At 48.9% G+C, this 19,990-nt stretch carries 18 protein-coding genes; 10 read left to right on the top strand and 8 right to left on the bottom strand.

Features of this window, described 5'->3' with window-relative positions; translation table 11 throughout:
• The first annotated feature begins 10 nt into the window (after positions 1–10).
• The 5 genes from ACO0K3_RS07400 (at position 11) to ACO0K3_RS07380 (ending at position 3,496) form a co-directional block, all read left to right on the top strand.
• Positions 11–862, top strand: a complete 852-nt coding sequence (locus tag ACO0K3_RS07400) for a phosphonate ABC transporter ATP-binding protein (protein WP_422983304.1) — start codon at positions 11–13, stop codon at positions 860–862.
• 13 nt (positions 863–875) lie between these two features.
• Positions 876–1,733, top strand: coding sequence for a PhnE/PtxC family ABC transporter permease (locus ACO0K3_RS07395; protein WP_422983302.1), 858 nt, complete (start codon positions 876–878; stop codon positions 1,731–1,733).
• A complete protein-coding gene (gene phnE, locus ACO0K3_RS07390; protein ID WP_422983300.1) occupies positions 1,730–2,554 on the top strand; it encodes a phosphonate ABC transporter, permease protein PhnE in 825 nt (274 codons plus the stop codon). The genes ACO0K3_RS07395 and phnE overlap by 4 nt, the downstream gene beginning before the upstream one ends.
• 90 nt (positions 2,555–2,644) lie before the next feature.
• On the top strand, positions 2,645–3,106 hold the full coding sequence (locus ACO0K3_RS07385) for a GNAT family N-acetyltransferase (protein ID WP_422983298.1): 462 nt from the start codon (positions 2,645–2,647) through the stop codon (positions 3,104–3,106).
• A 12-nt stretch (positions 3,107–3,118) separates the two neighbouring features.
• Complete coding sequence (locus ACO0K3_RS07380; protein ID WP_422983296.1) at positions 3,119–3,496, top strand: DUF5329 domain-containing protein; 378 nt, start codon at positions 3,119–3,121, stop codon at positions 3,494–3,496.
• Between the two features lie 95 nt (positions 3,497–3,591).
• Here the strand turns inward: ACO0K3_RS07380 and ACO0K3_RS07375 are convergent, their stop codons facing one another.
• The 4 genes from ACO0K3_RS07375 to ACO0K3_RS07360 are packed head-to-tail and all read right to left on the bottom strand — an operon-like array spanning position 3,592 to position 7,565.
• Positions 3,592–4,770 (bottom strand): alginate O-acetyltransferase AlgX-related protein, encoded by a 1,179-nt coding sequence (locus tag ACO0K3_RS07375; protein WP_422983294.1) that lies wholly within the window; start codon positions 4,768–4,770, stop codon positions 3,592–3,594.
• Positions 4,771–4,779: 9 nt separating this feature from the next.
• A complete protein-coding gene (locus ACO0K3_RS07370; protein ID WP_422983292.1) occupies positions 4,780–6,153 on the bottom strand; it encodes an MBOAT family O-acyltransferase in 1,374 nt (457 codons plus the stop codon).
• Between the two features lie 38 nt (positions 6,154–6,191).
• Entirely contained in the window at positions 6,192–6,848 is a 657-nt protein-coding gene (locus ACO0K3_RS07365) for an alginate O-acetyltransferase AlgF (protein ID WP_422983291.1), read from the bottom strand.
• Between the two features lie 57 nt (positions 6,849–6,905).
• The gene (locus ACO0K3_RS07360; protein ID WP_422983289.1) at positions 6,906–7,565 is read right to left on the bottom strand and encodes an SGNH/GDSL hydrolase family protein; all 660 of its coding nucleotides are present in this window, start codon (positions 7,563–7,565) and stop codon (positions 6,906–6,908) included.
• A 455-nt stretch (positions 7,566–8,020) separates the two neighbouring features.
• On the opposite strand from ACO0K3_RS07360, the gene argF reads away from it, so the two are divergent.
• The 3 genes from argF (at position 8,021) to ACO0K3_RS07345 (ending at position 10,902) form a co-directional block, all read left to right on the top strand.
• Positions 8,021–8,935 (top strand): ornithine carbamoyltransferase, encoded by a 915-nt coding sequence (gene argF / locus ACO0K3_RS07355; RefSeq protein ID WP_422983287.1) that lies wholly within the window; start codon positions 8,021–8,023, stop codon positions 8,933–8,935.
• Positions 8,936–9,278: 343 nt separating this feature from the next.
• Positions 9,279–10,511, top strand: coding sequence for an argininosuccinate synthase (locus ACO0K3_RS07350; RefSeq protein ID WP_422959854.1), 1,233 nt, complete (start codon positions 9,279–9,281; stop codon positions 10,509–10,511).
• A 73-nt stretch (positions 10,512–10,584) separates the two neighbouring features.
• The gene (locus ACO0K3_RS07345) at positions 10,585–10,902 is read left to right on the top strand and encodes a pyrimidine/purine nucleoside phosphorylase (RefSeq protein ID WP_422983285.1); all 318 of its coding nucleotides are present in this window, start codon (positions 10,585–10,587) and stop codon (positions 10,900–10,902) included.
• 202 nt (positions 10,903–11,104) lie between these two features.
• Here ACO0K3_RS07345 and murB read toward each other — a convergent pair whose 3' ends face one another.
• On the bottom strand, positions 11,105–12,133 hold the full coding sequence (gene murB, locus ACO0K3_RS07340) for a UDP-N-acetylmuramate dehydrogenase (protein WP_422983283.1): 1,029 nt from the start codon (positions 12,131–12,133) through the stop codon (positions 11,105–11,107).
• 85 nt (positions 12,134–12,218) lie between these two features.
• On the opposite strand from murB, the gene ACO0K3_RS07335 reads away from it, so the two are divergent.
• Positions 12,219–12,704, top strand: a complete 486-nt coding sequence (locus ACO0K3_RS07335) for a YajQ family cyclic di-GMP-binding protein (protein WP_422956220.1) — start codon at positions 12,219–12,221, stop codon at positions 12,702–12,704.
• 76 nt (positions 12,705–12,780) lie between these two features.
• Positions 12,781–13,431 (top strand): retropepsin-like aspartic protease family protein, encoded by a 651-nt coding sequence (locus ACO0K3_RS07330; RefSeq protein WP_422983281.1) that lies wholly within the window; start codon positions 12,781–12,783, stop codon positions 13,429–13,431.
• 129 nt (positions 13,432–13,560) lie between these two features.
• Here ACO0K3_RS07330 and aroG read toward each other — a convergent pair whose 3' ends face one another.
• The 3 genes from aroG to ACO0K3_RS07315 form a co-directional block, all read right to left on the bottom strand.
• A complete protein-coding gene (gene aroG / locus ACO0K3_RS07325; RefSeq protein WP_422983279.1) occupies positions 13,561–14,622 on the bottom strand; it encodes a 3-deoxy-7-phosphoheptulonate synthase AroG in 1,062 nt (353 codons plus the stop codon).
• 428 nt (positions 14,623–15,050) lie between these two features.
• Positions 15,051–15,458, bottom strand: a complete 408-nt coding sequence (locus ACO0K3_RS07320) for a tetratricopeptide repeat protein (protein ID WP_422959907.1) — start codon at positions 15,456–15,458, stop codon at positions 15,051–15,053.
• A 12-nt stretch (positions 15,459–15,470) separates the two neighbouring features.
• A complete protein-coding gene (locus ACO0K3_RS07315) occupies positions 15,471–19,793 on the bottom strand; it encodes a cellulose synthase subunit BcsC-related outer membrane protein (RefSeq protein WP_422983277.1) in 4,323 nt (1,440 codons plus the stop codon).
• Positions 19,794–19,990 lie beyond the last annotated feature (197 nt).

Below are 19,990 nucleotides of genomic sequence, written 5' to 3'. Positions count from 1 at the left end.
TTTCATCCACATGCTGTTGCAACTACAAAATGTATCCGTATCTCATCCCGCGTCCGCCGCAGGACATGAGGCTGCATTAAGCGATCTGACTCTTAGCGTTCATGCTGGTGAGCAAATTGCGCTGATCGGCCCTTCAGGCGCGGGCAAGACGACATTGCTACATACGCTGGCATGTGCGTACAAACCGTCGCAGGGCAGCTATCGGTTATTCGATCAGCAGCCCTGGTCTCTGTCTGAGCACGCAAGGCATGCGTTGCGTCGTCGTCTGTTTCTCGCGCCACAAACACCACCACTGCCACCACGTCAACGCGTTGTTACAACCGTGCTGGCAGGACGTTTGCCATCTTGGTCTTTATGGCATGCCTTGCGAAATTTAATCAAGCCGATGGAACCGGAAATCGCATTCGATGCACTTGCCCGTTTCCACCTGCAACACAAGCTGTACGAGCGTGTTGACCGGCTGTCAGGTGGTGAGCGTCAGCGCTGCGGCCTGGCGCGCTTGCTATTGTCTGATGCGAATCTGCTGCTGGTTGATGAGCCATTATCTGCACTCGATCCCACTCTGGCAATTCACACGCTGCACACTCTGCAACAGGAAGCGAGCGAGCGTAATGCGGCCCTGATTTGTAGCCTGCATCAGGTCGATCTGGCACGCAAACATTTCAAACGTATTATTGGCTTGCGAGATGGAAAAATCGTATTTGACAGCGATCATGTCACTGATGACATGATCGCTGCGCTTTATGCCAATATCAGGAGTGATGCCCATACCGACACGGTTGCAAGCTCCCTCTCAACAGATGCCTTTATCGCCAATACAGCAGCCGTCGCTGCCATTATTCATGATCCTCGTTGCATCTAAGCGCATGAAACGTATGAGGCGATCGCAACCCGGTCTACAAAATCAGTCTGATAGTATGCCCGGGCATGATCCTGCCTGGCGTCAGCGTTTAACATTCTCTTTACTTGCTTTGGTCCTGCTCTGGCCCATCCTGGTCGCCACTGAATTTAAACCATGGTTGCTGGCGGATACGCAAAGTCTGGATGCCACCGGGCGTTTTTTGGCAGGATTTTTTCCACCTGCTCATAGTGCTGAATTTCTTTGGATGGTTCTTGAAGCAAGCTGGCAAACTGTCGCCATGGCAACTGCGGGAATGACACTGGCATTTGTTCTCGCGGTTCCAATGACACTGATCGTCACAGAACACCTGTCGATTTCACGTATCGGCACAGGACGCATGGGTCTGCTGGCGGTACTGATACGACAAATCGTACGCTGGCTACTTGTATTGCTGCGTAGCGTGCCGGAACTGGTCTGGGCATTGTTACTCGTCAGGATAGTCGGCCTTGGCGCCACGGCAGGTGTGCTGGCAATTACACTGACCTATTGCGGTATGTTGGGTAAAGTGTATGCAGAAATCCTGGAGGCCAGCGACGCGCATACGAGCAATACGCTATTGCAAAATGGTGCTGGCAGACTCTCTGCGTTCTTCTATGGTGCCTTGCCGAATGCGGCAGCAGAGCTGATGTCCTATACGATCTATCGCTGGGAATGCGCAATACGCGGCTCGGTGGTGATGGGCTTTGTCGGCGCTGGTGGTCTGGGCCAACGCATGGATGAGTCCATGAAAATGCTGTCCGGCGCGGAGGTATCAACAATGCTGATGGTCTTTGTTCTGCTGGTTGCCGTCGCCGATGTCGTCAGCAAATTATTCAGGGAGCGCCTGCAATGAGTGCATCACGGTCATCTCCCTTAGCAACACAAGCCGAACTGCCACCGGCACCGAAGCGCATAGGCTTACCTATGCTCATTTTTATCGTTGTATTGGCGCTCCTAATCGTGAGCAGTTTTTATACGCTGAATATGAAATGGTCAGCCCTATTTTCAGATAGCGCGGTCAAAACGTCCTGGGAATTCCTGCAAGGATTTGCGCCCCCGGACTTATCGCCGGCACTATTGACTAAGACCTTTTTTGCAGCATTTGAAACACTGGCCATGTCCGCTCTGGGAACGTTCCTTGCCGCTATGGCAGGACTCTGTCTGGCGATCCCGGCCAGCGGGCGCTTTGGTGTACTTGCGATGCGCTGTACTCGCTTGCTATTGAATATTGCAAGAGCGATTCCTGAATTAGTCTGGGCATCAATCATGCTGATTGCAGCGGGCTTGGGACCGTTTGCTGGCACAATCGCGCTCACGGCACACACAACAGGTGTGCTCGGCAGGCTCTTCGCAGAGGCGCTGGAGAATGCCCCAAATCACGCTGCACTGACTCTCAGAATGAATGGGGCAAGCACACTCAGTAGTTTTTTATACGCAACCCTGCCCCAGGCATTGCCTCAAATGCTGTCTTACACCTTATACCGCTGGGAAAATAACATTCGCGCTGCGGCGATCTTAGGGGTGGTCGGCGCCGGTGGTCTCGGGCAAATGTTGAAATATCATTTATCTCTGTTTCAGATGCAAACTGCGGCTACTGTCATCATCGCCATGCTATTGTTAGTCGCCATGGTCGATGCACTGAGTTTTTCTCTCAGGCGTTGGCTGGTGCATTAATGAAGTCCATCAAATTTCGGCCTTATGTCTACACATTTTTCTATCAGGCTTGCGTCAAGTGACGATGCTTCGTGCATTGCAGCACTAGGTATGCAAGTGTGGCTGCGCACCTATGCAACTACGGGAATATCAACATCCATCGCGAATTATGTACTAAGGGAATTCACCGAGGATCGTTACCGTCAGTTGATTGCAGACACAAAAAAACAATTGATGATTGCTGAAGTCGATGGATATCTCGTGGGTTACGTGATAATCGGCCTAGGTAATACGTTTACGAATGTTCATGTCGAAATTGAAAAACTCTATGTTCAGGAATATTTTACCGGCCAAGGGATAGGCAAGGATTTACTCGCATCAGCGCAACTCACGGCATATGGCTATTGTGCGAGTTCATCGGTATGGCTCACCGTGAACGCAAAAAATCAAAATGCCATTGCGTTCTACAATCAACTCGGATACAGGCATGAGGGTGATACCGACTTTGTGCTGGATGGCGTCAAATATAAAAATTATGTGATGGTTGTACGACCTCGCAATAACCAATCCTGAATCCAAGTCGATATGAAAACCCTCTACCTCTCATCCATAAGTTCAATCTTGCTCTCGCTATCTTGCTGGTCTCAGGCAGCCCCTCCGAATCCGACAAGCAAACATGAGATTACCCATCTGCTCACGTATGTAGAGCAATCAGGATGTCAGTTAAACCGAAATGGGAGCTGGTACACGTCGCAAGAAGCGACTGCGCACTTGAACAAGAAATATCAATACTTGCTGGATAAAGATCTGATCTCGACCACCGAATCGTTTATTGCTAAAGCGGCCACCGAAAGCAGTATGAGTGGCAAGGCTTATCTAGTGAAATGCCAGGCTAACGCTCCCATAGAGAGCGCTAGCTGGTTAAAGACCGAGTTACTCCGATATCGTCAGGCATCTCATTAAGTGTCACTATTTAAGTGTCACTATTAATTGTGACGATACAGATATCACGTATATGTCCGCATATCGATACAACTGTTTAGATGCGGTAGGTGTCATTATTTTTTCTTAGCCGAAAAATAAGCAATCCATTTTTGCTCAGATGGCGTTAGCGGTTTTGGCAGCATACGCTCCGGCACTTCCCACAATACGACTTTTGGCGGGCTTTGCTGAAAGGTCTTACCGCTTAGGTAGGCCATAGCCGCTCCCTCAAAATTTCCACCGTCCTTGGCAAAATTAGCGACTGGTGCGCCCAGGTGATAACTTAAAAATGGTACAAAATTCGATGCCCGCGAAAATGACGTGCCGACCAAGGCCACTGTAGGCAAACCAATATCACCAAATAAATCATCGCCGGCAGGATCCGCAGGATCTGTCGCGCTGGTGCTGGCAACTATCGTAGTTAACTGCGCTGCCTCAGCTTTGGGACGCAATACTGCGGGTAAACCGTCGAGATTAGCTACACGCAACAGGTCGCCGGAACGGTCAATCACTTTGCTCTTAAGCGCAGCAGGATCAGGCGCAACCACAGGGGCGGCATGTAGCTTCTCCGCATGCAAGTGAGCGGCAATGGCTGCTGCTGATGCGTTGGAACCGATTTCATTCCAGTGCGAATCCGTCCGGTAGTAGCGCTCACCTGTCGTTGCCATTAAGGTCGGCGCCAGACTGATCGTATCGACACCCGTTTTTTTCAGTTGATCAATCCAACTATCCAGACGTGGTGCAAAACTGGCTGGGCGGTGCAATCCGCACAAATGCGCTTGCTCAATTCTAGACTTATCAGGTACAACAGCAACGACTAACTGGATCCCGCGCGCTTTCAAATCTTTCGCCAGGTTGCTGACGATACCGGCTCTGGCCAATGCCGATTTTTCCGCATCTGGAAATACCTCTAATTCATCGCTAAGAAAAAACCAGTCCTGACAACCCGTGCGCACCGCAGTCCCGGTATCACCAGCAACAGTCCAGGTCACGGCACGCTCAATCTGGCTAAATACTTTACTCCAGATGAAGTGGGCATTGAGTTGTGCAGAGAACCGTCTGGTGGATTCTCCGCCAAACAATTGCTGAGGTTCGCCTATACCTTTCCACGACTCTGCAGGCACCTTACTCAAGGAAATCACAGTAACGCAAAAACCGGTAAGCATGACAAGCACGAACGCTAAGGCAGGTACATAAGTGATCCAGGCAGATGGCTTTGATGTGCCAGGTATTGTTGCTGTTTTCAGTTCAGTCATGGCGCGTCCTTAAAACTGAAAATACAAAAATGGGATTGCTTTTTGTCCAGCCAGCACAACCACACCGTAGACAAAAGTAATAATTGGCCAGATTGCGCTCCAGGTCACAGACCCCAAACCACCACGTGCAGCAATCCTTGTCGCAGGATAAACCACGCACAGCACACCAATTGCAAAGGCCAGCAAAATACTTGGTCGCAGAGCCAGTGCAACAGTATCTCCCATCGCAAAACCGTTCACACCGAACTGACCCGCAAGCATTCCCATTGCCGATAAAAAACCGTCGGTACGAAATACCGTCCAGGCCAGCATCACTACAATCATAGTCAAGGTACGGGACGCGAAATTCGGCATTGAATATCCGCGCATGGTGAATGCGCGATCACAACATAATGCGCTACCCTGGATAATTCCCCAGATTAAAAAATTCCAGTTATCACCACCATGCCACAAACCGCCGATCGCCATAGTCAGCATCAGATTGACGTAAGTACGCGCTGCACCGTTGCGATTGCCACCCAATGCGATGTAAAGATAGTCACGCAGCCATGATGACAAGGTCATGTGCCAGCGCCGCCAGAAGTCCTGGATAGACACCGCAAGATAGGGATTATTAAAATTCTCTTCAAAGCGGAACCCCAGCATCAGGCCCAGCCCGATCGCCATTGCGCTATAACCGGCAAAATCAAAATAGAGTTGCAGTGTATAGGCGGCGCATCCCGTCCAGGCATCAACAAAGCTAGGGTTATGCAAACCAAAAGTTAAGGCGACAAATGGCGAGAGCGTATCGGCGATCAATACCTTCATCGAAAAACCGATCATGAAGCGACGCACACCCGCTGCAAATTCTGCGCTGGAAAAAACTCGCTCACGAAGCTCTTTATCAATGACTTTGTAACGCACAATCGGACCTGCAATCAGATGCCCGAACATCGCCATGTAAGCACTGAAGGAAATAATGCTGTACTGCGCAGGTACTGTTTTACGGCGCACATCGACCACATACGAAATCGCATGCAATACGGTAAACGAGAGGCCAATCGGCAGCATCACGTTTTCCCAAGGAATCAAGGGTAGGTCGTGTCCGGTCAGCAGGCTGTTCAGTGACTGCACTACCATATTGGTATACTTGTACCAGACTAGTGATGCCAGGTTCAGAACAATGGTAATAGCCATGATTCGCGTCTTTGAGCGCTCATCACCGGTCTTATCAATCAGGATCGCAGCACCCCAGGCGAGTATCGTCAGCGCAATAATCAGCAACAAAAACTTGGGCGTCCACCATGCATAAAACAACCAGCTTCCAACCAGCAAGGTATGGTTACGAAAGCGCTGGGGTGTAATTAAATAGAAGGCAAAAAAAATCGGCAGGAAGAGTGTCAAAAACTCCAGAGACGCGAATACCATGGATCGACTTTCGGTCAGGAATTATTGTCACGGACAAAGAACGCCTGACGCCCGGCTTTCAAGGACAGCAAGAAAACGCTGTAGCGCTCACCCGCTTGCAATTGAGACATATCGATGGCAGCGCCGACCGCCTGTCCGTCGCAATTCGCCTGCACCGACAGCTTGACCGGGTTAATCAGACGACGTTGCAATGTTGCCGGTTTGACGGCTTCTACGATGGCCGCATTTTTGGCACCGCCAGTTAAACTGGCAGCACTACATTTTTCATCGAGATTTGATAGCGATACGGAAGAGCGCATCGCATTAAAATCTGTCGGGGTTTCCCTGACGATCAGCGTTTTGGCCGCGGCATCTTTACCGACGACGGCGATCGTAATAAATTCACCAGGTTTCGCTGTCACTTCGACTGGCAATTTTTGATTGCCAATCTGCACTGTTGCGGATAATTTGCTCCCCGCTTTTACAGGATAAAACCGCGACACGCGCGCATCGCCCTGACTGCCCAACGCGATTTTTGCAGCGCCATTGACGACGCTGGCTTTATCGTCACTTGCATTCAGAAAACGTACAAAAGACGAATCTTCGCCGGGGCCGGTCTCATAAAGCTGTATATCTGCATGAGCAGCAACAGAAACCAGAGTAGCGATGCAAGCGACAATAATTTTTTTCATATTTTCAAGAAAATAAGGTGAGAAGTCAGCGATAAAATACTAGATCAATACTCAAATTTAACGCTTGATCGTATTCAATACCGCAGGAGCAACGATCGCATTACCGATTGCAGAGCCCCATGATTTATAACCAGATGAGGTGAAATGCTGACCATCGGTGGTTGACCATTCGCCTTGCTTGGACATGGTTTGCGAATCGATATAAGTGCAAGGTGCGACGATATCCGCCATGTAAGTAGACATCTCTTTAGCGCGTGCATAGGTTTTATTGAACGGACCACCTTCGGTACCCCAGGCCGGACCGACCCAGACGCAGGCAACACCGTTATTTTTCACGCCTTTAGTCAAGCGCGACACCTGCTGCCAGATCCATGTTTTTGGCAATTCAGGCTGTGTGTAGGCTGCCATGGTGTCGGCGTTGACCACGACAACTAAATTTGGCTTGTAAGTCTTAATTAATTCGTTAAAAGGACGGGTCGCTGCCTCCGGGCCTGTTTTTTGTTCAACCGGACCATCCTTGAGACGAACTGCGCCGCCGCATGAAGACTGGGTTTTTACCATCCACTCACCCGCCGCTACACCGCATGCGCCGAAGGAATAAACGACAGCACCTTTATTCATCAGATCATCGTGTAATGTGGTGATCAGATAATCCGGTGTCGACATATGGCTATCGCCAATGATCAGGACGGTCAGGCCAGCAAGAAGTGCGCTCATTTTTATTCCTATCAATTCAATGGGATGTTCAGGAGTACTTTCCGCCTCAGAAGCCGAGACTAGACGGCGTCAATCACGCGGAAAGAATGTTAGTGATGGATTATAAATTTGATGTTCCAATTTGTTACAGTAATACAAGTAAAAAAGTTGAAATTTACGACAAATCACGATAATAATTCACACAATTTCACAAAAGAAATACGGTTCAGCTTCATATATTGTCTTTAGAACAGCAAAATATCGAGGCATACACGCATGCATCGCTGGTCCTAGGTCAGCATCGCCAACATCAAGAAACACTACAAAAATAAGCACCTGCATTTTTTGCCAAAACTGCTTAAATGAAAGTGCAAACGAGAATTCCAGAATATCTACGGTAAGAATGAGTAAATACCTTATAATGAACTAGTTATAACAAGCGGCGGCAAAATTTCCTCTTGCCGCCGATTCTATTTATGGCTATCAAACATTTCCTGCAGTTCTCAGACTTCACACTTGCTGAATTTAATTATGTGATGGAGCGCGCCCGCATCATCAAACGCAAGTTCAAGACTTACGAAACTTATCATCCTCTGCTCGACCGCACGCTGGTCATGGTATTTGAAAAAAATTCCACGCGTACCCGCCTGTCTTTCGAAGCAGGCATGCATCAGCTCGGCGGCGCGGCGATTTATTTGAATACACGCGACAGCCAGCTTGGTCGCGGCGAACCAGTCGAAGATGCCGGACAGGTAATGTCGCGCATGTGTGACATCATCATGATCCGCACCTTTGAGCAGGAAATGATCGAACGTTTCGCCGCCAATTCACGTGTGCCGGTCATTAACGGCCTGACAAATCAGCATCATCCGTGTCAAGTGTTTGCCGATGTATTCACTTACATCGAACATCGCGGCTCGATTCAAGGCAAGACTGTTGCCTGGATTGGTGATGCCAATAATATGCTGTACTCCTGGTTGCAGGCAGCCCAGATTTTTGATTTTCATTTGAACATCTCGACGCCTAAAGGCTACGACATTGATCTGTCGTTGGTCGAGGCGGGAAATACCCACTTCACCCTGTTCGACAATCCCTCCGATGCTTGCGTCCAGGTTGACCTGGTGAATACCGACGTGTGGACTAGTATGGGTTACGAAGAAGAAAATCAGGCCCGCCTGAAAGCCTTTGACGGCTGGATCGTCGACGAGGCCAAAATGGCGCGTGCCAAACCCGACGCCCTGTTCATGCATTGCCTGCCAGCCCATCGCGGCGAAGAAGTGTCGGCAGGCGTGATTGACGGTCCGCAATCCGTTGTTTGGGATGAGGCCGAAAATCGGTTGCACATCCAAAAAGCCTTACTGGAATATTTGGTAGTCGGCGAGATTCGCTGATACGGTATTTTTTGGGAAAGACCTCTCAACACAGAGGCACTGAGACACCGAGCAAGCGCCGAGGAGAAACCGGAGAAAATCTTGTTGAAAGACGATTACCCTTTAGCTATTTTTAATTAGTTACTCTTTATTTGGTTACTTATTACTCAGCTAAATCTGCGTATGAAATGTGACATCTGCTTAATCGTATTTGTATTGGAAAGGTAAGGTCAAATAAATCTCTGTCGTCGAAGTAAAGAAGCAGGCAAATGAATGATGTGTTCTCTCAAGCTTTTTTCTGTGTGCCTTTGCCTCTTTGGCGAGCTTTTAGGTTTTACCTGTTATTTATTTTTGAAAGCATATCATGAGCGATATTAAAAAAGTCGTCCTCGCCTATTCAGGCGGTCTGGACACCTCAGTCATCCTGAAATGGCTGCAAGATAATTATCAATGTGAAATCGTCACTTTCACAGCCGATCTGGGTCAGGGCGAAGAACTGGAACCGGCTCGCGCGAAAGCGATCAAGTTCGGCATCAAACCCGAGAATATTTATATCGATGATGTGCGCGAAGAATTCGTGCGTGATTTTGTGTTTCCGATGTTCCGTGCCAACACCGTCTATGAAGGCGAATATCTGTTAGGCACCTCGATTGCGCGCCCGCTAATCGCCAAACGTCTGATCGAAATCGCCAAAGAGACCGGTGCGGATGCAATCTCCCATGGTGCCACAGGCAAAGGCAACGATCAGGTTCGTTTTGAGCTCGGAGCTTATGCCCTGATGCCAGGCGTCAAAGTGATCGCTCCATGGCGTGAATGGGATTTGCTGTCGCGTGAAAAACTGATGAAATACGCTGAAGATGCCGGTATAGCGATTGATCAGAAACATAAAAACGGTGGCGCGCCCTACTCCATGGATGCGAATCTGTTGCACATCAGTTTTGAAGGACGTCATCTCGAGAATCCAAGCGCCGAAGCAGAAGAATCCATGTGGCGCTGGACCGTCAGCCCGGAAGCCGCACCCGATGCGCCAGAATATCTGGACATCGAATATGAACGCGGTGATATCGTCGCATTAAACGGTGTGAGGATGTCTCCGGCAACCGTACTGACCGAACTCAATCGCCTCGGTGGCAAGCACGGTATCGGTCGTCTGGATCTGGTAGAAAACCGTTACGTCGGCATGAAATCACGTGGTTGCTACGAAACACCGGGCGGCACTATCATGCTGCGCGCGCATCGTGCAATCGAGTCGATCACCCTGGATCGCGAAGTCGCCCATCTGAAAGACGATCTGATGCCACGTTATGCGAGTCTGATCTATAACGGCTACTGGTGGGCACCAGAACGTCTGGCATTGCAGACGCTGATTGATCACACTCAACAGACCGTCAACGGCTGGGTTCGCGTCAAGCTCTATAAAGGCAACGTCATCACGGTCTCACGCGACTCCAAAACAGACTCTTTGTTTGACATGAACATCGCTACGTTTGACGAAGATGGCGGCGCTTACAATCAGGCTGATGCTGGCGGCTTTATCAAGCTCAATGCCTTGCGTATGCGCATTGCCGCAAATGCCCGTGCCAAACGCGGACAATAAGAATTTCAGTCGCTATTTTTAATATCCTCAGCCCGCAACCTCACATAGCGGGCTGTTTTTTTATGAGCATTCTATGAGCACACAATTCGATCAAGTCAGCGTCATCAAAAAAGCTAATCTCTATTTCGATGGCAAATGTGTTTCACACACCATCCTGTTCGCCGATGGCAGCAAAAAAACCATCGGTGTGATTTTTCCCTCCAACCTGGTGTTTACTACCGGCGCGGCTGAAATCATGGAACTGAATGCGGGCTCTTGCCGGATTCGTTTGCAGGGTGAAGAAAACTGGACGACTTATCATGGCGGACAACAATTTAATGTTCCGGCTAATTCGAGCTTTACTATAGAAACACTGGAAACACTGGACTACGTCTGCCACTTCGTCGCCTAATCGGTCTTTGTCCATCGATCTTTGTCCATCGATCTTATTCGTCAATAGAGCGTCGTAGTGCGGTGACTACGACGCCATACGCAAAAAACCTTAGCACACAGAGAATTTATATACTCCGATACAGTATATTTCGAACCACCACATGTAACGTGTGGAACTCGGCTATTTTTCTTATAAAATAGGGGAGTATATAGTTTTATATCTATACAAACACAGGCTCGACTTCTAAATCCACATCAAATCTGGCTCTCACATCTGCCTGTATCCGGGATGCCAATGCTCTGACCTCGACTCCAGTTGCGCCGCCAAGATTCACCAATACCAATGCCTGTTTGTCATACACGCCAGCCCTGCCAAGTGCCTGACCTTTCCAGCCAGACTGCTCAATCAACCAGCCTGCTGCCAGCTTGTAATGACCTGTCTCTTGCAGATAACTCACTAGCGCAGGATATTCTGCCATCAGGCGATCACGGGTCGCCGCACTGACGACAGGATTTTTAAAAAAACTGCCTGCGTTACCGATTACTTGCGGGTCCGGTAATTTTGCCTGCCGGATGGCGATGATGGCATCGCTGACATCACCGGCATCCGGGCTCACTATCCCTTTGGTCGCAATATAGCGGGCAACATCGGCGTAATTCAAACGTGCTTGCCATAATTTGGGTAAAGCAAAAGTGACGCTGAGTATCACCATGCGATCTTTACAGGCATGTTTAAAAATACTGTCGCGATAAGCGAACTGACAGGCGGCTTTATCCATGATGATGATGTCACCGGTGGCAAAATCAAATGCCTTCAGGCTATGAAATAAATCCTGCATTTCAACACCATAGGCACCGATGTTTTGTATCGGTGCGGCACCAACAGTACCGGGAATGAGTGAGAGATTCTCCAGTCCACCCAAACCCTGCTTTAGCGTCCACAATACAAACTCGTGCCAGCTCTCGCCTGCCTCTGCCTGTACCAGCACATTGTTGCTATCCTCACCGACAATGTATTTACCAAGGCAGGACATGTGCAGAACAAGGGTATCAACTTGGTCTGATAGCACCAGATTACTGCCGCCACCCAAAATCAAGCGCGGCAACGCAGACAAATCAGGATCATCGCGCAAGGCAGATAGCTGCTCTGGCTGAGTAATTTGCATAAAACGTCTGGCGCAGGCAGCAATTCCGAAGGTATTGAGCTTTTGCAGCGGATAATCGTAAAAAAGGGAAAATTTGTTCGTCATAAGCGCAGAATTATAGCCTTAAGCTCATAGCGTCGGCGCGCATTTGCTAAAATGATGCTTACTCACATTTTCACTAAGGATTACCATGCCCTCATTTGATACCGTCTCAGAAGCCAATATGGTTGATGTCAAGAATGCGGTGGATCAGACCAATAAGGTCGTGACCAATCGCTTCGATCTGAAAGGCAGCAGCGCCAAAGTCGAGCAAAAAGACCGCGAACTGACTATCTATGGCGATTCGGAGTTTCACCTCGATCAGGTCCGCCTCGAACTCACGATGACCATGGGCAAACGCAATGTCGATGTACGTTTCATGGATCTTGGCAAAATCGATAAAATCGGTGGCGATAAAGTCAAACAAGTTATCAAGATCAAAAATGGCATCGAAACCGAAGATGCAAAGAAAATCGTTAAAGCCGTCAAAGACAGCAAAATGAAAGTGCAAGCCAGCATTCAGGGTGACGCCGTACGCGTGACCGGCACCAAGCGCGACGACTTGCAAGCCGCGATGGCAATGCTGCGTAAAGAGATTAAAGATCTGCCGCTGGAATTCAATAACTTCAGAGATTGATGCTACGCATCAGTTTTTTGCGTGTGCCAATCCTGAGACTGCAACTCCACTACAACATGCCTGGTACATCTTCGCTATGAAAAAGATTTCTCTCCTGCTCTGGACACTGATGCTGAGCGCAACTGGATGCGTCTATGCAGCAGCAAAGACAGATGTCGGCGTAGTAGGATTATTTCCAGGCAAGGCCGTATTGGTCATCGACGGGAATGAGCCAAAAACCTATTCGGTCGGCAGCACTATTGGCGATGGCATGAAATTATTATCAGCCGATAATGAAACCGCCACCATTGAAGTCAATGGCAAACGTCAGGTTTTGACGATTGGTCAGTATGTGCATCGCGCTGCGCCGAGTAGCGGGAATAGCGTGGTATTACAAGCCGATGCACAGGGACATTTTTTCACGAAAGCCCAGATCAACGGTGGTAGCAGCCTGAATATGCTGGTCGACACGGGAGCTAGTTTAATCTCGATACCGGCAGCAGATGCAACCAAACTGGGGATCAATTACAAAGCAGGTCAGTTAGGTCGTTCGAGCACGGCAAATGGTGTCATTAACGTATACCGGGTTCGTTTGGATACCGTCAAAATCGGGGATATTGAATTACAGCAGGTGGATGCATCAGTCAACGAAAGTGGCCTTCCCTTCACCCTGCTCGGCATGTCATTTTTAAAGCGCGTAGAAATGTTACGCGATGGCGAACGATTGACACTGACGAAACGATATTAGCAACTGGAATAGCAGAGACTGGCATCATGGCCTGATATGTAAAAACACAATGAAGCTCTGCAAAAAAAGCCTGACGTACTTCACAGTTGTCAGGCTTTTTCTTAATCACAACTTAGCAATGAGAGGGGACTATTCTCGCAATTTTAGGCGGCGCAACTTGACCGCATCGGCCAGACCTTCCAGCACTTTCACACTGTCATCCCAAGCGATACAGCCATCGGTCACCGACTGTCCATACACCAATTCTTTGCCTGGCACCAGATCCTGACGACCTGCGACCAGATGCGATTCAATCATCACACCGACTATCCGCGTATCGCCCGCAGCGATCTGGCTTGCGATATCAGCACATACAGGAATCTGGTTGGCAGGATTTTTAGAGCTGTTTGCATGCGAAGCATCAATCATCAGACGCGATGCCAGTACATTACTCGCAATGTCCTTGCATGCCGCGTCAACGCTGACTGCATCATAATTCGGCGTCTTGCCACCCCGTAAAATAATATGGCAATCTTCATTGCCGTTAGTGGACACAATGGCAGAATGTCCGCCTTTGGTCACGGATAAAAAATGATGCGGCTGCGATGCCGCTTTAATTGCATCCACTGCGATTTTCACATTACCGTCAGTGCCATTCTTAAAACCTACCGGACAAGAGAGGCCGGATGCAAGCTCGCGGTGAACCTGAGATTCCGTCGTACGTGCACCAATTGCGCCCCAGCTAATCAGGTCAGCAATGTATTGCGGACTGATCACATCGAGATATTCCGTTCCCGCAGGCAACCCGAGTTCATTGATATTCAACAGTAGTTCACGCGCAATCCGTAAGCCGTCATTGATACGGAAACTGTTATCCATATACGGATCATTGATCAGTCCCTTCCAGCCGACCGTCGTGCGTGGCTTTTCGAAATACACGCGCATTACAATCTCCAGTTCGCCAGCGAAACGCTCACGCTCTTTAGCAAGCTTATGCGCATATTCCATCGCGGCCTTGGTGTCATGGATCGAGCATGGGCCAATCACCACCATAACTCTGTCATCTTGCGCATGCAAAATCCGGTGCAAAGCAGTACGCGCATTGGCAGCAGTATCGGCGGCTTTTTCAGAACAGGCAAACTCACGGATCAGGTGTGAAGGCGGGATTAATTCTTTCATCTCCCGAATGCGTAGATCATCAGTGCGTAACATAGTCTCTCCGTTCAATGTGCAAAAATAGGTATTGGTAAAAATGACGTCTGGTTGAATACAAAGCTTAATTAATACAAAATTTGGTTAATACAAAACTTAATCAATGCTGAATAAGTACTAAATAAATGCTGAAGCTGATCAAAAAAAAAACCGCCATCACTGGCGGTTTTTTAGAAATTTGGTTGGCTCTTTTTCCGTGCGCTTACCGTTTTTCCACCGCCGTTGGCTGGGAATAGCTAAAGTAAAAAAAGAAAAAGAAACGTGTAAATTTCATCTGTATTGGCAATTCAAATTCGGGGCTTTATCGGGGCTTTATCTGCGATCAGTAATTGGGATGCAGGCCTGTTATTCCGTGGCATACATCATAAGCGAAACCTATAGTGCATCAAAAAGTAGCATTTAGCAAGCCTTAGGCCAGAGAATGATGCTTATTTTTTCCAAAGTGCGGGCGGCTCTGGCGGCAAATTATTTTGATTTGGATAAACATCCATAATCGGCTCTTTTTTTGCAGTGAGTAACTGGGGAGTATTGCGACTCATCCAATTACGCAATTCTGTTAAATTCGCGGCGATATCGGTACGATTCGGACTCAGCCTGGTCGCACGCTCAAGCAAGTTCAACGCTTTTTCATGATCGCCCTGCGCCGCATAGGCAACCGCCTGATTATTCAATGCAGAGGCATCAAATGGATTGGTTTTTGCAGCTTCTGCGAATTTTTTGATCGCGGCAGCATTATCGCCTTGCGCCAGATAAGCGCGCCCCTCCGCCTGCGGATCTTCTGCCCACGCCAGCATTGGCATGCTCGCCAGCAGGCATTTCAATAAAAATTTCAACATTGTTGTCACGATTTAATTCCCGAGATAATAAGGTTTGGGCGCAAACGGAGGAAACGGTATTGGTCGTCTCTGCGCTTCAAATGTGTATTTCAGATAAACAGCACCGGATGCATCAGTGAAGTCACCGGAGTTATCAATCGAGAAGCGACTACCGATAAAAAACTTCGGCGCCAATTGGTATTCAACGCCACCTAAAAATTTGTACTGCACTCCGCTACGAGTCTGTCCCGGATAGGATGTTGCTATATTCAGACTAGGATTTGCAGCTGAAAATGCTTCTAACTCGGCCTGATCCGCTCTAGAGTTCGGATAATACAAACTGCTTTCTTCGGTAAAACGCTGAATACCGACAGAAGCACCGACTTGATAGGCGAGATTGCCTTTGCGTCCGCTCAACTCCAGGGGGACACCTAATGCGACATAATTTTTAGGACTAAAATAACCGCCCTGTCCATAACTAAAATAGCGCAAATTCTTTTTATAAAACATCGAAGTCATGCTGAGACCGGCGGTGGCGACCATATCCCGGTTACGTAAGAAACGCCAATAAGCACCGCCACCTAGCTCAAACATACTGTTGCTTGCCACGTTTTTGCCATTGACGCCAGCGTAACCAGCGCTGGCATAAACACCGCCATCATCTGTGTCATAAGAGGCATCAAGATGAATACCCGTGCGGGTTACACCACCCCAGGTCAGTCCATATAAACTGTCATTGGTTCCAGCGTAAGAAAGGTAGCTGTCCGTGACGGAGCGGCGTGACAACTCAACGCTCAAGTTCACGTCGTCAACGCGAGTGGACCAGCGCAGACCGCCGACAACATTTCGTACAGGAAAATCTGTAGGACTCGTGCCAGCGTCGAGTTTAAAGCCACTGAGCTCATAGGTCAGACTTAAAGCCACACCTTTAGCCTGCTCAGATAATTGAGAGACACTTGATAATCCTGCTTTTGCAGCCACACTGCTAAATGTCTGCTTGGCAAATTTCGCACGTTCGTTGATCCCAGCATTCTTACCAAACTGACCGGAGATAGCGGGATCATTCAAATATAAAGTTCCGGCATCAACGGATACAGGAATAATCTTTAAGCCCATTTGTCCCATTCCAAGAGAACTCAGATAAAGCTCAATTGGCATTTCTATATCTTTTAACTGGGATAAACCTTTTTCACCGCTGCGCGCACGCGCTGCAAACCCTACGGACACCTGAGAACGGTTCAGAGAATTCAGCGCATCGATTTCTTCAAGCAATGAAGCCTCTTCTGCACTGGCAGGCGCGCGAGTTAATGCGGACCTCGCATTACCACCAGCACTATCGCCAACAGAGGCGGCTTGTGTCGTACGTATTGCAGGTAAGGCGGGCTTAAGCTGAGCAGACTTAGACGCGTCAGGCAATCCACGTGCAGTCTGCGCTGACACGGATGCTGACGATGTTGCCGGTAGCAATCCCGGGGTAATTTGAGGCAAATTCGCACTCATCGCAGGTGCCGAGGATGCATTCATCGCTGTGGTAGAGCCGCTCAAAGGTGGCAGTCCGGCAGCGGAGGACGATACCGTGGCAGCAACCACAGACGCAGCCTGCGTGACAGCAGATGGAGCAGCAGTGACGGGCAAGGTCGATGATGTTACCGGCGCTTTTGCTGGCAAAGGAGGCATTACGCCAGGAGTTCTGGATGACGGAGCAACTTCTTTCAGTACCGGACCGGGGATAGTTCTGATCTCAGGGCTGGCATTTTTACGTTCGGCAAATGGATTCACCTTAAAATCGGCTGGCACCGCAACAGGTTCCGGTCCGACTAAGCGTAAACCGTTAGCCCCCATTCCTGCCATCGTGTGTTGCGCCTGCTCCAGTGCCAACGCCTGCTTAAACAAACTCAGCGCTTTGCTGTTGTTTCCCTGAGCTCGCGCTACCCGCCCTGCCAGAGCAATAAAGCGCGGATTATCAGGCTGCAATTTCAACAAGGCTGCGAGATGAATTTCTGCATTCGGAAAATCCTTGATCTGAATTGCGGCATAGACCAGACCTTGCCTTACTTCGATATTTTCCGGCTCTGTCTGCAAGACCCGCGTGTACAACTCTTTAGCAGCGTCTGTCTCTCCTGCCGCCGCATACATACGTGCCAGAGAGAGCAACAGCAAACTGTCATCAGGATCCGCAATCAAGTAAGGCTGAATATATTCATATGCCAAAGCCAAATCACCCGCTTCTCTGGCTCGCTCTGCACGGCGCATAGCAATCACGCGCTGCAGATTTTTAAATGAGGTTGCCTCGGTATCCGCCAATTTAGGCAAGGCAGCAATTTGCCGGATAACCGCTTCCAGCTCGGCATCCTGATTAAGACGTAACAAGGCATCGGCATACTGCAACAATAAGCCCGCCGAAGGCGATGCTGTTTTTTGAACTGCTTGACGGATCATCGCCAGACCACGTGCCGGGTCACCGTTGTTGATATACAAGGTGGCGATTGCACCGATAAACTCCGGCTCATTTGCAGCCGCACTTTCGACCGAATTCAGCAGCTCTTTAGCTAATCCCAACTCTCCCTGCTTAAGCAAAAAATTGATACGATCAAGCTGGACATAAATCCACAGACGTTTTTGCAAAGCGAACATTTCTGGTTTGCGCGACTTGGCAGGGATTTTTTCCATCGTCGTCAATCCCTCCCACCACAATTGCTGGGCTGCGCTGAGTAAAGCGCTGACATAAAAAGCATCCGGCTGAGGATTCTCTATACTGGTCAATGCATCCAGTAAAGAGCGCGCCTGTCCCGGCATATCACGCTTCAGATATAACTGCGCCAGATACAGACGTAGCCACACATTATCCGGCGCAATCAGGATCGCATCTTCGAGCGCTAATTGAGCACCATTCACATCGCCGGCAGCCTCTGCCGCTTTGGCTTTCTCCATCAAATCATTGGCCTTCATATCAGCCAGGGCGGTCAACTGTGCCGGTGACATCACGCTGCTCAGCGCCTCTAAATCCTTGATACGCTTTTGCAGCGACAGTACGCCGACTAAGCTATTCAATGCAGTTCTATTATCTTTATCATCTTTGAGAACCAGACGATAATTTTCCTCTGCCCCCGCCAGATCATTTTCAGCAAGCAGTGCGTCGCCCAACTGCAAAATTCCTGAAGGTTCCTTGCTGTTCAGTTGCACGGCCTTACGTAACAAGGCAATACCTTTCGCGCTGTCACTGTCCTCAAAAGCTGTTCTGGCTTCTTCTATCATTGCCCAGTATGCCGAGCTTTCGTAAGCCTGTTTCCATTGATCTTGATTCTTTTTCGGTAACAAATCAATTGCTTTTTTAATCAAATCACGGGCTTCGATAAATGCTTCCTGACGCATTTTTACTAAACCATATCCACCGAGCGCGGTCGGATCTTTAGGCTTCGCTTTCAGGATTTTTTTAAACTCCGTTTCAGCGGTTTGAATATCTCCCTCTTCCAGCGCTTTAAAACCGGCCGCTTGGCTCTTTACCAAAGGATTCTCAACTATGACCTTAGGCTTATTGGCCGGACGTTGTGTGCCCGTTTCCGCATTAGCCGCAGTTGCGCTTGTTGCCCGGCTCAGATTTGTGAGGCGATCTTGAATTGTTTTGTCGCCTGGATGCTTTTCTAAATATTCATGGAAATATTTAGCATTGCCATTTTTCAAACCCATCCAGCTCAACGTTTGCCTCCAGGACGCATTTGCTTGCGCCGCTACCTCTGGCTTAGTCGTCAGATTTTCCAGCATTGCTAACCCCTCTTTACGGGTCGATTCGCGATAGGTCAATATCTGCGCGAGCGCCAATGCATATTTGGTGTTTGCCGGATTTTCTTTACTGAGCTTTTCTATGCCACGTTTTGCTTCGTTATAACCCGCCAGAGTACCTGCCAGCACCTGGTAGTATTCCAGTGCAGCGTCGCCTTTCAGCTTGCTGGGGTCGCCCAGTAAGCGATAACTCTCTACCGCAGCATCAGAGTCGCCTTGCTGCGCGAGACGCCGTGCATCATCAAGCTGACCTTTACCTGCAACGCCGCGACGTACCGCCTCTTCCGCTACACGAATCTGCGAGCTCCCGGCCTTCAACTGCTTGAGCTTCGCCAAGTAGCTTTTGGCCAGTTCGGCATTACCGCTCTGGCTTTCAAATAGGGTCAGTGCTACCAGTGCATCGACATGATCCGGGTCAATTTTTAATAATTTGCGCCAGGCGTCTGCGGCGTTATCATCACGACCACGTTGCGACCAGTACTGGGCTTGTTCGATCAGTTTCTGATTTAAAGGAGAAGAAGAATTGGCGAGCGCGACTTCGCTCTCGAAGACCATCGACAAAAGCGCTAGTGCCATCGCTTTTTTCTTTAAAACCATTCAATTCCCCTAAAGAACATATTCTTCTATGTATAGCCAGTCACAGCTCTTTTTAACACAAATGCAAATGTCTGAACACGCATTGCGTCAGAACATTTGCATTCGGATTTTCGTAGATCATAGTCTCTTATGCAACTCAGAATAGCTGCTAAAAAACCAGACCTATCTGTCAATAT

The organism is Undibacterium sp. Rencai35W, assembly GCF_049340185.1.
In the GTDB taxonomy this organism is placed as follows: domain Bacteria; phylum Pseudomonadota; class Gammaproteobacteria; order Burkholderiales; family Burkholderiaceae_D; genus Undibacterium.
Note: the sequence above shows the minus strand (reverse complement) of the source record. Positions and strands in the feature narration are given on the sequence as shown.

What these genes read in the sequence shown, in the direction of transcription:
- ACO0K3_RS07400 (WP_422983304.1), top strand. Translation starts at nt 11, where the DNA reads ATGCTGTTGCAACTACAAAATGTATCCGTATCTCATCCCGCGTCCGCC.
- ACO0K3_RS07395 (WP_422983302.1), top strand. Translation starts at nt 876, where the DNA reads ATGAGGCGATCGCAACCCGGTCTACAAAATCAGTCTGATAGTATGCCC.
- phnE (WP_422983300.1), top strand. Translation starts at nt 1,730, where the DNA reads ATGAGTGCATCACGGTCATCTCCCTTAGCAACACAAGCCGAACTGCCA.
- ACO0K3_RS07385 (WP_422983298.1), top strand. Translation starts at nt 2,645, where the DNA reads ATGCAAGTGTGGCTGCGCACCTATGCAACTACGGGAATATCAACATCC.
- ACO0K3_RS07380 (WP_422983296.1), top strand. Translation starts at nt 3,119, where the DNA reads ATGAAAACCCTCTACCTCTCATCCATAAGTTCAATCTTGCTCTCGCTA.
- ACO0K3_RS07375 (WP_422983294.1), bottom strand. Translation starts at nt 4,770, where the DNA reads ATGACTGAACTGAAAACAGCAACAATACCTGGCACATCAAAGCCATCT.
- ACO0K3_RS07365 (WP_422983291.1), bottom strand. Translation starts at nt 6,848, where the DNA reads ATGAAAAAAATTATTGTCGCTTGCATCGCTACTCTGGTTTCTGTTGCT.
- ACO0K3_RS07360 (WP_422983289.1), bottom strand. Translation starts at nt 7,565, where the DNA reads ATGAGCGCACTTCTTGCTGGCCTGACCGTCCTGATCATTGGCGATAGC.
- argF (WP_422983287.1), top strand. Translation starts at nt 8,021, where the DNA reads ATGGCTATCAAACATTTCCTGCAGTTCTCAGACTTCACACTTGCTGAA.
- ACO0K3_RS07350 (WP_422959854.1), top strand. Translation starts at nt 9,279, where the DNA reads ATGAGCGATATTAAAAAAGTCGTCCTCGCCTATTCAGGCGGTCTGGAC.
- ACO0K3_RS07345 (WP_422983285.1), top strand. Translation starts at nt 10,585, where the DNA reads ATGAGCACACAATTCGATCAAGTCAGCGTCATCAAAAAAGCTAATCTC.
- murB (WP_422983283.1), bottom strand. Translation starts at nt 12,133, where the DNA reads ATGACGAACAAATTTTCCCTTTTTTACGATTATCCGCTGCAAAAGCTC.
- ACO0K3_RS07335 (WP_422956220.1), top strand. Translation starts at nt 12,219, where the DNA reads ATGCCCTCATTTGATACCGTCTCAGAAGCCAATATGGTTGATGTCAAG.
- ACO0K3_RS07330 (WP_422983281.1), top strand. Translation starts at nt 12,781, where the DNA reads ATGAAAAAGATTTCTCTCCTGCTCTGGACACTGATGCTGAGCGCAACT.
- aroG (WP_422983279.1), bottom strand. Translation starts at nt 14,622, where the DNA reads ATGTTACGCACTGATGATCTACGCATTCGGGAGATGAAAGAATTAATC.
- ACO0K3_RS07320 (WP_422959907.1), bottom strand. Translation starts at nt 15,458, where the DNA reads ATGTTGAAATTTTTATTGAAATGCCTGCTGGCGAGCATGCCAATGCTG.
- ACO0K3_RS07315 (WP_422983277.1), bottom strand. Translation starts at nt 19,793, where the DNA reads ATGGCACTAGCGCTTTTGTCGATGGTCTTCGAGAGCGAAGTCGCGCTC.